The following is a 12195-nucleotide window of genomic DNA, read 5'->3' on the forward strand; positions in this document are numbered from 1 at the left end:
AGAATGGGTTATTAACAACAATTAATAAATATATATAAATTAATTGTTATATTTGTTTCTTATAGTTCATTGTAACTTATAAGATAAATACAGCTAGAAGGAGTGGGAACATGAAGAATTTTAAAATGGCACTATTAGCAATGGTACTAGTTGTGACTTCTGTACTATTTGCAGCTTGTTCTAACAAAGAAGAAGAAAAGAAAGCAGATGCAAAGACTGAAGAGCGCACTGTAAAACATGCAAAAGGGGAAATTAAAATTCCTGCAAATCCAAAGAAAATTGCTGACCTTAGTGGTTCAACAGAAGAATTATTAATTTTCGGTATGAAACCGGTTATTACTGCTAATACATCTCAAGAAAAAATTGATGCACATATTGAAAAGAAACTAAAAGACGTTAAACCAGTTGGTTCTGCTTGGGGCGATAAAATTAACATCGAAGCAGTAGCTGCTGCAAAACCAGATTTAATTCTTGTAAATAATCGTCAAGAAAAGATTTATGATCAATTATCTAAAATTGCACCAACAGTTATGTTAAACACTCCATTAGATCAATGGCGTCCAAAATTCCAAGAAGTAGGTCAAATCTTCGGTAAAGAAAAAGAAACAAAAGAATGGTTCAAAAAGTATGATGAAAAAGCAAGCAAATTACATGACAAAATCGTCGCTAAAACTGGTGAAGCAACATTTATGAAAATGGCTGCATATCCAAATGCTTTCCGCGTATACGGTGACTACGGTTACGGTAGCGTAATCTTTAATGATTTAAAACTACCAGCAGTTAAAGGTACACCAACTGATAAACCGTTAGTACAAGTACAAAAAGAAGCTTTAATCGATTACAACCCAGATTACTTATTCGTATTTACAACTGGTGACGGTTCTCAGCGCTTAAAAGAATTCCAAGAAGAATCAATTTGGAAAAACATGAACGCTGTTAAAAACAACCACGTATTTACAATTAAAAATGAAGACTTAAACAAAGGTTACTTCCCATTAGGGAAAGATATGATCTTAGACGAAGTTGCTGAATTCGTTTTAGGTAAATAATGTATAAAGGAAATCACTTTTACTTCGGTAAAGGTGATTTTTTCTTTTTATAAAGGGAATTAATACAGTCTTTCATTTCTTTCTGTTTCTCATTTCGTTTATAATATAAAGTAAGAATGTAGTAAAGAAAGGGGGATGTCGGAAAGTGGTATATTTAAACGACAAACTCAGCGAAACAAAAGTGTTTAAAGACCCAGTACATAAATATGTGCACGTGCGTGATCGTGTTATTTGGGATTTAATCGGAACGAAAGAATTTCAACGCTTGCGCCGTATTAAGCAGCTTGGAACGACATTTTTTACATTTCACGGTGCAGAGCATAGTCGCTTTACTCATTCGTTAGGTGTATACGAAATTATTCGTCGTATGATTGATGATGTGTTTGATGGCAGACCAAATTGGAATGCTGAAGATAGATTGTTATGTTTATGTGCGGCATTACTTCATGATGTCGGCCACGGCCCATTTTCTCACTCGTTTGAAAAAGTATTTTCATTAGATCATGAGAAATTTACGCAAAAGATTATCGTTGGCAATACGGAGATTAATGATGTATTAAGTCGTGTTGATAAGGAGTTTCCACAAAAGGTAGCAGATGTAATTGCAAAAACGTCTACTAATAAATTAGCGATTAGTATGATTTCGAGTCAAATTGATGCGGATCGTATGGATTATTTATTAAGAGATGCTTATTTTACAGGCGTAAAGTACGGAAACTTCGATATGGAACGTATACTGCGTGTAATGCGTCCGTATGGGAATCAAGTAGTCATTAAAAATAGTGGTATGCATGCTGTTGAGCATTACATTATGAGTCGTTATCAAATGTATTGGCAAGTATATTTCCATCCGGTAACGCGAAGTGCAGAAGTTATTTTAACGAAGATTTTACACCGTGCGAAATCACTGCACGAGAAGTATTACACATTTAAAAATCATCCTGTTCATTTCTATTCTTTATTTGAAGAAGAAGTAACAGTAGAGGATTATTTAAAGTTAGACGAGAACGTTATGTATTACTACTTCCAAGTATGGCAGGAAGAAGAAGATCCAATTTTAAGCGATTTATGTCGCCGTTTTATGAATCGAAATCTATTTAAATATGTAGAGTTTACAGATAAACACGGTTTAGATAATTGGATGGAGTTAAGTAGTTTATTTAAAAAGATTGGACTTGATCCGGAGTATTATTTAGTAGTTGATTCAACATCGGACTTACCGTATGACTTTTATCGTGCAGGAGAAGAAGAAGAGCGTCTGCCAATCCTGCTTCTTATGCCAAACGGAGAGCTTAGAGAGCTTTCACGTGAATCGGATATTGTTGAGGCGATTACAGGTAAGAAAAGAACGGATCAAAAGTTATTCTATCCACATGATTTAATCTATGAAGATGGAAGAAAAGGAAAATATAAAGAGAGAATTATTGAGTTGTTAGAAGGAAAGAAATAAGAAGCAGCTAATGGCTACTTCTTATGAAAAAACTTGAAATTATTTGTCGCTTAATCGTTTTCCGCCAACTGCATAATGGTTTTTAGACATTTCTTCGATGAAAACAACGATGTTTTCTTCAGGAGCACCAGTTGTTTCGCTTACTGCTGCTGTTACTTTCTCAGCAAGAGCTTTCTTTTGTTCTTCTGTGCGTCCTTCTAGCATTTTCACTGTTACGTATGGCATGTACAATCGCTCCTTTTATGTAAGTTACACTCTTATTATAGCGGATTATGGGGAAGAACAATCGAAAAAACAAATAATTTCTTTTTTTGACATATGGAAGAGGAGATGAAGTATGGATCAGTTATTTAGATATCCATTGCACGAAATTCCGTTGGTAGCAATGGCGATTATTATTGCATTATCCGTTCATGAATTTGCACATGCATATGTTGCATATAAATTTGGGGACGATACAGCAAAGAGACAAGGGCGTTTAACGTTATCACCGATGGCTCATTTAGACCCTATCGGTTTGATTGCAGTATTAATTCTTGGATTCGGTTGGGCAAGACCGGTTCCTGTTAACCCATATAACTTTAAAAGACCGCGTCTTGCAGGCATATTAGTTTCAATTGCAGGGCCGATTAGTAACTTAATTTTAAGTGCAATTGGTTTAATTATTTGGTATAGCTTATTAAAATTTGGTGTATTATACTCAATTCCATCTGCAGTAGCAGATACGTTAGCTCAATTTTTCCAGATTTTTATTATGCTGAATATCGTTTTACTTGTATTTAACTTATTACCGATCCCACCACTTGATGGGTATCGCGTAGTGGAAGATTTAGCACCAGCAAATATTCGCGCGAAAATGACACAGTATGAAAAATACGGGGCAATTGCGTTATTAATTCTCGTTATTACACCGCTTAGTAATTACACAATTCAACCTATTTTTCAGGTAGTTATTCCGCATGTATTTGTATTTTTAGATAGCATCATTGCGCCTATTTTTGGCCTTTTATAATTTTTAAGTGAGGAGGATTTTACATATGACAGAGAAAAAGAAAAAAATCGGTTTTAATATCGTGAAAAATGATTCAACAGATGGACATGGTGGATTTGGTGTTGGGGCATTAAGCTTAGAAAACATTTCACCTGTATTTGTTGATGTACTAGAGAAGACTGCATTCGTTGATATCGGTGCGATGCATGCGCGTAGTACAGTAGAAAAAGGTATTAAGTTTTTAACAAATAAAGATGAAGTTCCAAACGGAAAACCATTTTGGCTTGTTTGGGTAACGATTGAAAGAACTGCGACAGGTGCGTATTACGCAGGTGTAACAGCTTGTGAAATGACAGTTGACCGTGAGATTCGCCGCGGATATAAATCACTTCCAGAACACGTAAACAAAATGGATAAATCAATGAAGCGTCACATTATGGTTGACCATATGGATGAATCATCTAAAAAAGTACTTGGTACGTTCTTGAAAGAACATAATGAAGCAATTTGGAACGAATCTGGTGAAGAATTGCGCCGTGCATTATTAAGTGAATAAAAAATAGCTGACGGATGCCCGTCAGCTATTTTTTTTACCAAGGAAGATATTTTTTCCACCAACTTGTTTTTTTCTTTTCTTCAGTCGTTTTTTCAAATTCTTCTTTATCATCGACGTGATCCATACAATATTCAGTCGGTTCGGTACCTTTAGCGAAGTACATTTTCACAGAAATAGGACAATTTTTTGTAGCAATTTTACCGTTCTCTGGGTTGATATTAACCGCTACGACGTCACCTGGTTGTTTAAATTCTTTTTTTGGCTGTCCATCTAAGCCTTTCTCCATCGTATCAGTCCATATTTTCTTCGCATATCCTTGTTCTGCTACGTTTGAAATAGATTTAGGTTGATCGTATCCGACCCATACACCAGTTACGATTTGCGGAGTAAATCCGATCATCCAACTATCCGTTTCAGTAGAACCAGATTTTCCGGCATATGTTCTTGATAATTTTGATAACATCGATTGGCCAGTTACAGCAGCATAACTGCTTAGTTTCTTATTAAACATACCAGTCATCATTTCTTCCATTACAAACGCTTTGCTCTTGTCGAGAACTTGTTTACTCTCTAAATGAGCATCGTATAATATATTTCCTTCATGATCCATAATGCGGCGAATGAAAGTAGGTTTTACTTCTTTTCCACCGTTTGCGAACATGCTATAAGCGTTGACCATTTCAATTGGTTTTACTGGTGATGTACCGAGAGCTAGAGAAGGCACATCTTTTAATGCACTTGTAATTCCAAATTGTTTCGCTGTTTTTGCAAGCGCGTCATCTCCTAAAAATAAATTCGTTTTCACAGCATATATGTTATCAGAGACTGCGAGAGCTTGTGCCATCGTTACGAAATCATCGGCATAATAATCTTTATAGTTCTTCGGTTTATACTTTGAAACACCGTCACCTAAGGTGAATACAGTATATTCGCTTTTTAAGCGCGTAGCAGGTGTGAATCCTCGTTCTAATGCCGCATAATATAGAAATGGCTTAAATGTAGAACCAGGCTGACGGATGGCTTGTGTAGCCCTGTTAAATTGACTCGTAGTATAATCAGTTCCGCCAACAAGAGCAGCCACTTCACCTGTCGTTGGATTCATAGAGACGAGAGCAGTTTGTATGTTTGTTGTGTCAGGTATATGATCTTTTACAGCTTGTTCTGCTACAGCTTGTAGTTTAGGGTCTAGCGTTGTATAAATTCGCAAGCCACCTCGTTGTAAAGCTTGTTCGTCTAATCCAACATCACGAAGAAGTGAAGCTTGTACAGCATCTTGGAAATATGGTGCGACCTCTGCTACTTTTTTCGTATCTAATGAGGCAAAAGTTAGTGGCTCTTTCTTCGCTAAGGCTGCTTGTTGCTTCGTAATATATCCTTGTTCTACCATTTCATCTAATATGAGGGCTTGTCGTCCTTTAGCACGATCCTCTTTCAAAAAGGGAGAATAGACACTTGGTCCTTTTGGGATACCTGCGAGCATACTAGCTTCTGCTAATGTTAACTCTTTTGCTGTTTTATCGAAATATAGACGGGACGCAGCTTCGATGCCATAAGCGCCATGTCCGTAATAAATTGTATTTAAATATCCTTCTAAAATATGATTTTTATTATAGTTTACTTCAAGGCGGACAGTGTACATTGCCTCTAATAATTTCCGTTTCCACGTTTTATCATGATCTAAATACAGATTACGCGCGTATTGTTGTGTAATTGTACTAGCTCCTTGTACCTTTGCCATTGCTTTTAAATCAGCAACAATTGCACCTGCAATCCGTTTTAAATCGAAGCCGTGATGTTTATAAAATCTTTGATCTTCAATAGAAAGGGTCGCTTCTTTTACATAAGGTGAAATTTCATTAAGAGAGACATTGTAACGTTTTTGAATTTCGTTACTTTGTCCAATAACGGTATCATCGTTTGCGTAAAAGACGCTTGTTTGCGGGACCGCAACAGGAGGAGGTCCCATAATTTTTGCAACTATAATAATAACAAAAAAAGAAAAAACGAAGAAAAGGACGCAAGAAAACATTGCGGTGAAGAAAAGACGTTTATATTTTTTAAGTTTTGGATTCATAGTTTGATCCATCTTTTTTCAGCCCCTCATTAATACAAGCGTTATTGTATTAGTATTGAGGGTTTTCGTTTATTTTAAACAATGAAATTTCGAAAATAAAAAAGCCCCTTCCATTAAGAAAGGAGCTCAAAGGCACGTGCTGGCCAATCGGTAATGATGACATCTACACCATAATCAATCATAGTTTGTAAATCTTTGTATTCGTTAATTGTATATGGACGGAAAACATATCCTTGCTCTTGTGCTAACTGCACAAATTCTTTCGTTAATAGCTGGAAGTTTGGATGTAATCCACTTGCTTCTCTATGTTTTGCTTCGGCAATTGGATTAGCAATCGGTGTATCATATAAAATTGCTCTTGGAATTTCAGGAGCAATTTCTGCTAATAATGAAACAGAGTCATGGTTAAATGATGAAAATACAATTTGATTTGAAAGATGATATTCACGCACAAGTGCAACAACTTTTCCCTCAATATTTGGGTAATGAATAACATCTGTTTTTAATTCAATATTTAGTTGTAAGTTCGTTGTGGAAAGCCAAATGAAAACCTCGCGCAACGTTGGAATTTTTGCTTCTTGGAAAGAAGGGGCTTTATGGCTACCAGCGTCCAATGATTGTAATTCCTCTACCGTTTTTTCAGAAACAAGTCCAACGCCATTTGTTGTACGATCGACGGTTTCATCGTGAATTACGACAAGTTCACCATCTTTTGATAGGTGGACATCGAGTTCAATTCCGTGAGCGCCAATGCGTTCAGCTTCTTGGAAGGCAATCATCGTATTTTCGGGATGTGTTCCTTTTACTCCGCGGTGAGCAAAAATAAGTGGTTTACTCATATGAAAATCTCCTTATTATCTCTTTTCTTTCATTATGAAACTGCTTTAGGGAAAATACAATTGAATATGACAAACATTTACAAAAGTCTAACAGTTGCAGAAAAGTTAACGTTAACGTAAAATGTAATAATTGAGTGAAGGGAGGAATAAACATGTATAAAATTGATGAAGTAACAAAGCAAGTCGGTTTAACAAAACGTACACTTCGTTATTATGAGGAAATTGGTTTAATTCATCCCCCAGAACGTAGTGAGGGGAATATTCGTCTGTATACGGATGAGGATATTGCCAGAATTAAAAGAATTGTAGAAGCGAAAGAAGTGCTAGGAATCACACTTCAAGAAATGCAACATTTCTTATCACTAAAAGAAAGAATGGAGCAAAGAAGAAATAGCGAGAACCCTCGTGATCGTGAAGTGATTCAAGAAATTAAAGATATGCTTGAAAAACAAGTGCAAACGTTAGACGAAAAAATGGAGCAAATGCAACGTGTAAAGGCAGAACTCGAAGATAGTTTACATCGTGCAGTAACATTTTTAGAGAGCACAAAAGGAGAGTAATCAAAATGGAAAGCAAACAAAAACTAGGGAGATTGATTACAGTGGTAGCTACCTTTCTTGCCTTTTCGGGTATAGGGGTAGTTGACCCAATCTTGCCGATTATTGCTGAGAAAATTGGTGCAACGCATTGGCAAGTTGAAATGTTATTTACCGCTTATATTTTAACGATGGCAATCATGATGTTACCAGCTGGTATATTTGCATCGAGATTTGGTGATAAACGAATGATGACAATCGGTCTTGCGATTGTGACTGTATTTGCGTTTATATGCGGTATATCGCAAACGATTGCTCAATTATCTCTTTTCCGTGCTGGATGGGGATTAGGAAATGCGATGTTTTTTGCGACAGCAATGACACTGTTAATAGCATTAAGTAAAGAAGTTCATGAAGCAGTAGGATTATACGAAGCAGCTATCGGCTTAGGTATGGCTGGGGGGCCGTTATTGGGTGGAATACTAGGTGGACATTCTTGGCGTTATCCGTTTTTCGCGACGAGTATTTTAATTTTCTTAGCATTTATTTTAGTATTCTTTTTTGTAAAAGAACCAGAGCGAAAGGTGAAGCGTAAGGCTGCTGGCGTAGGGGAATTACTTAACTTGGTGAAGTATAAACCATTTATGCAAGGTGCTATTTCAGGGATGCTATACTACTACGGATTTTTTGTTGTGTTAGCATATTCACCACTTATTATGCATTTATCAGCTATTCAATTAGGCTTTGTATTTTGCGGATGGGGACTGGCGTTAGCTTACGGTTCTGCAATTTTAGCACATAAACTAGAAGGGAAATATGAACCAAAAACATTATTGAAGGGGAGTTTACTCGTATTTGCGATTTTCTTAATTGCACTATTCTTTGTGAAAATTATGTGGTTACAAATTACTCTTATCGTTTTATCAGGATTGGCATCTGGCTTAAACAATGCATTATATACAAGTTATGTAATGGATATTTCACCTTATGAAAGATCTGTTACGTCAGGTGTTTATAACTTTGTTCGTTGGTTAGGTGGTGCGATTGCTCCAATTTTATCAGGAGTTATCGGGCACACAGTTTCACCACAAAGCCCATTTTTAGTTGGGGGAATTGTTGTGTTAGTTGGTTGTATTATGATCTTAATTCCAATTCGTAAACCAGTAGAACTAGAGACGAAAACCCTTTCTTAAGAAAGGGTTTTCTTTATACACATATGTTAGAACCCTCTGACTAAAATATATTTTCGGTATTTTTGTACTTTTAACTATACATTTTGGATGTTTTGTTTTATTTTTGTTAGGGGACATTAATGATGTCCCTATTATAAATTTGCATTGAAAGGCGTGATTGTACGATGGAACTATGGTTCACTGAAAAACAAACAAAACATTTTGGGATTACGGCGCGTATTAACCGCACATTACATACGGAGCAAACAGAATTCCAGAAACTTGATATGGTTGAAACGGAAGAGTTCGGAAACATGCTTATTTTAGACGGCATGGTTATGACAACAGAAAAGGACGAGTTCGTTTATCACGAAATGGTAGCGCACGTACCTTTATTTACACATCCAAACCCTGAAAACGTATTAGTTGTTGGCGGCGGCGATGGCGGTGTTATTCGCGAAGTGTTAAAACACCCAAGTGTAAAGAAAGCAACTCTTGTTGAAATCGATGGAAAAGTAATTGAGTACTCTAAACAATACTTACCATCAATTGCAGGCGCATTAGATAATGAGCGTGTAGAAGTAAAAGTAGGAGACGGTTTCCTACACATCGCAGAAAGCGAAAATGAATACGACGTAATTATGGTAGATTCTACTGAGCCAGTAGGCCCAGCAGTAAACTTATTTACGAAAGGTTTCTACGCTGGAATCTCTAAAGCGTTAAAAGAAGATGGTATTTTCGTTGCACAAACGGACAACCCTTGGTTCACACCAGAACTAATTACAACTGTGTTTAAAGACGTAAAAGAGATTTTCCCAATTACTCGTTTATACACAGCGAACATCCCAACTTACCCAAGTGGTCTTTGGACGTTCACAATTGGATCTAAAAAACATGATCCATTAGAAGTAAGTGAAGAGCGTTTCCACGAAATCGAAACGAAATACTACACAAAAGAATTACACAATGCAGCATTCGCATTACCGAAATTTGTTGGCGATTTAATTAAGTAAGAAATCGAGTTTGAACAAATAAAGTGTAGGTAGCTCATTTAAGGTGTTTGTCCAGAAGACTTGAACATGCTAGCTACTTACACTCCTGTAAAGAAAATCGTCTTCTTATTGTTAAAAAAGAAGACACCGGTAAATCGAGAAAGAGGAGCAGTTCGCTCCAAATTTGAGAAATAATGAAAGGTTGGGATACCTTAAGTTCCACATAAGGAGGAAAAGAATATGCGTTTTGATGAAGCTTATTCAGGTAAAGTATTTATTAAAAGTCATCCAAGTTTTGAAGAGTCAAAGGTAGTTATTTACGGGATGCCTATGGATTGGACAGTAAGTTACCGTCCAGGTTCTCGCTTTGGTCCTGCACGTATTCGTGAAGTATCAATCGGTCTTGAAGAATATAGCCCATATTTAGATCGTGAATTAGAAGAGGTAAAATATTTTGATGCGGGTGATATCCCATTACCATTCGGAAACGCACAACGCAGTTTAGACATGATTGAAGAGTATGTATCAAAACTTTTAGATGCCGATAAGTTTCCACTAGGTCTCGGCGGTGAGCACCTAGTGTCTTGGCCAATTTTTAAGGCAATGGCAAAAAAATATCCGGATTTAGCAATCATCCACATGGATGCTCATACTGATTTACGTGAATCGTATGAAGGGGAGCCTTTATCCCACTCTACACCAATTCGTAAAGTGTGTGATTTAATTGGTCCGGAAAACGTATATTCTTTCGGAATTCGTTCTGGAATGAAGGAAGAATTTGAATGGGCGAAAGAAGTAGGTATGAACTTATATAAATTTGACGTATTAGAACCGTTAAAAGAAGTATTACCGAAACTTGCTGGACGCCCAGTCTATGTCACAATCGACATTGATGTATTAGACCCAGCTCACGCTCCAGGAACAGGAACGTTAGAAGCTGGCGGTATTACATCTAAAGAATTATTAGATTCCATCGTAGCAATTGCAAATTCAAATATAAATGTAGTTGGAGCAGACTTAGTAGAAGTAGCTCCGGTCTACGACCATAGTGATCAAACACCAGTCGCAGCAAGCAAATTCGTGCGGGAAATGCTGCTCGGTTGGGTGAAGTAAAAGTGAAGCCGACTGTTTAGACCCGGTGAATAAGGTTCTTCCCTGCAAAAGGTGCTTTTTACCTTTTAGCAGGGAAGGTTCTTAGACGCAAGGGTCTAGGAGGCGTAACTGGATAGAAATAAAAGCGGAAGCGGCTCGCTCAGAATGTGTCGGTAAGTCGATATATAAAAAAATCGTCGATATAATCTTATTTACCATGGCAAGACATGAAAAAAAGAGTTATTCTCAAAAGGTGAGAATAACTCTTTTTCTTATGCAACTTTCTCTTCCGAATTAACGCCGCGAATTTCATCAGCAGAGCGGATCGGATATTTGCGGAACACAATAGATCCGATGTATCCGATAATAGTGGTAACGATTCCACATAGTACAGCAGCAATCGTTACTTTTATAACGTCATTAAATCCGAATAGGACGAGAAGACCTGGAATTGGTGATGCTGTTCCTGGTGCATTATTAACAAGCTGGAATAGCGATGTAATAATACCGGCAAGTGCACCGCCAACGAAATTTGTCATATAAATTGGAATTGGATTTGCTGAGACAACATCGGCTTGTGTTAAAGGCTCGATTGCTACAGCAATTGTATCTTTCTTTGAACAAATTTTTAATCGTTTAAAGAAAATAAAGTTCATCGGGGCTGAAGCTGCTACGGCAAGACTACCAATTGCCATTGGTAAACCTGTTAATCCAAGCATTGCAGTTAGTGCCATAGAACTCAGTGGAGAGGTAGAAATAACTGTTATTAATCCACCAAGCATAATACCCATAATGATAGGACTTTCTGTAGTTGCAACTGATATCATAGAACCGATTTTACCAAGTGTTGCGTTAACGAGCGGATCCATAAGCATTGCCATTCCACGTGAGATTGGTGCAGCGATAAATAGGATTGCTAAAAATTCCACACCAGCCGGTAATTTCTTTTCGAGAAATTTCACGACGAAGGCACAAACGTATCCGGCGAAAAATCCTGGTAAAATACCGAATCCACTAGTAGCGATACCAATTAAAACAGCGTATACGGGGGAAACACCGATTGCTAATGCGACTAAAATCGCTGCTGCAACACCGCTCATACTACCAGAAGCTTCTCCTACTGATTGTAAAAAGTCATTGTGAAACATTTCTCCACCTATATAACGGTGAAATGCTTCAATAAGAAAACTTGCGATTGCTGCATTAGCTAAAGCACCCATCGCCTTCATTCCGTAAGGCGCACGGTAACTGAAAAGTGTAAATAGACAAAGTACAACAAGTAATAGTGCTAAACCTTGCAAGATAGCCATTTGAAAACTGTCTCCTTTGATTTTTGTAATAAAAATTCGTATCATTCAATAATAATATAAAAGTGTATGAAACGGAAAATTTTTTTCTTGGGAACTTGCTGTAAGAAAAAATCCCTTACAATAATGTAAGGATT

General features: G+C 37.0%; 12 protein-coding genes. 8 read left to right on the plus strand and 4 right to left on the minus strand.

The features are described 5' to 3' along the window. Positions 1 to 110: 110 nt before the first annotated feature. Both MHI28_RS18720 and MHI28_RS18725 read left to right on the plus strand, forming a co-directional pair. A complete protein-coding gene (locus MHI28_RS18720) occupies positions 111 to 1049 on the plus strand; it encodes an ABC transporter substrate-binding protein (protein ID WP_000787726.1) in 939 nt (312 codons plus the stop codon). Between the two features lie 145 nt (positions 1050 to 1194). Further along, a complete protein-coding gene (locus MHI28_RS18725) occupies positions 1195 to 2499 on the plus strand; it encodes an HD domain-containing protein (protein WP_000262742.1) in 1305 nt (434 codons plus the stop codon). A gap of 39 nt (positions 2500 to 2538) precedes the next feature. Here MHI28_RS18725 and MHI28_RS18730 read toward each other — a convergent pair whose 3' ends face one another. After that, positions 2539 to 2724: a 2-hydroxymuconate tautomerase gene (locus tag MHI28_RS18730; protein ID WP_001147171.1), complete on the minus strand. Its 186-nt coding sequence runs from the start codon at positions 2722 to 2724 to the stop codon at positions 2539 to 2541. A gap of 112 nt (positions 2725 to 2836) precedes the next feature. Between MHI28_RS18730 and MHI28_RS18735 the strand changes: the two genes are divergently transcribed. Beyond that, a complete protein-coding gene (locus MHI28_RS18735; protein WP_000372445.1) occupies positions 2837 to 3511 on the plus strand; it encodes a site-2 protease family protein in 675 nt (224 codons plus the stop codon). A gap of 25 nt (positions 3512 to 3536) precedes the next feature. Beyond that, on the plus strand, positions 3537 to 4046 hold the full coding sequence (locus tag MHI28_RS18740) for a YwhD family protein (RefSeq protein ID WP_000136681.1): 510 nt from the start codon (positions 3537 to 3539) through the stop codon (positions 4044 to 4046). A gap of 34 nt (positions 4047 to 4080) precedes the next feature. Here MHI28_RS18740 and MHI28_RS18745 read toward each other — a convergent pair whose 3' ends face one another. Further along, positions 4081 to 6132 (minus strand): transglycosylase domain-containing protein, encoded by a 2052-nt coding sequence (locus MHI28_RS18745; RefSeq protein WP_000372951.1) that lies wholly within the window; start codon positions 6130 to 6132, stop codon positions 4081 to 4083. Positions 6133 to 6233: 101 nt separating this feature from the next. Then, a complete protein-coding gene (locus MHI28_RS18750; RefSeq protein ID WP_000042781.1) occupies positions 6234 to 6959 on the minus strand; it encodes a glycerophosphodiester phosphodiesterase in 726 nt (241 codons plus the stop codon). Between the two features lie 152 nt (positions 6960 to 7111). Here MHI28_RS18750 and MHI28_RS18755 point away from each other — a divergent pair, with 152 nt between their 5' ends. From MHI28_RS18755 to speB, 4 genes are all read left to right on the plus strand, one after another. Continuing rightward, positions 7112 to 7519: a MerR family transcriptional regulator gene (locus MHI28_RS18755; RefSeq protein WP_000276560.1), complete on the plus strand. Its 408-nt coding sequence runs from the start codon at positions 7112 to 7114 to the stop codon at positions 7517 to 7519. Between the two features lie 5 nt (positions 7520 to 7524). Next, the gene (locus MHI28_RS18760; protein ID WP_000444236.1) at positions 7525 to 8688 is read left to right on the plus strand and encodes an MFS transporter; all 1164 of its coding nucleotides are present in this window, start codon (positions 7525 to 7527) and stop codon (positions 8686 to 8688) included. 164 nt (positions 8689 to 8852) lie between these two features. After that, positions 8853 to 9680: a polyamine aminopropyltransferase gene (speE, locus tag MHI28_RS18765; protein WP_000424696.1), complete on the plus strand. Its 828-nt coding sequence runs from the start codon at positions 8853 to 8855 to the stop codon at positions 9678 to 9680. Between the two features lie 219 nt (positions 9681 to 9899). Beyond that, complete coding sequence (gene speB, locus MHI28_RS18770; RefSeq protein WP_001209831.1) at positions 9900 to 10772, plus strand: agmatinase; 873 nt, start codon at positions 9900 to 9902, stop codon at positions 10770 to 10772. Between the two features lie 251 nt (positions 10773 to 11023). Here the strand turns inward: speB and MHI28_RS18775 are convergent, their stop codons facing one another. Then, a complete protein-coding gene (locus MHI28_RS18775; RefSeq protein WP_000996325.1) occupies positions 11024 to 12061 on the minus strand; it encodes a PTS sugar transporter subunit IIC in 1038 nt (345 codons plus the stop codon). Positions 12062 to 12195 lie beyond the last annotated feature (134 nt).

The sequence above is a fragment of the Bacillus sp. FSL K6-0268 genome (assembly GCF_038005425.1).
Lineage (GTDB): Bacteria > Bacillota > Bacilli > Bacillales > Bacillaceae_G > Bacillus_A > Bacillus_A thuringiensis_S.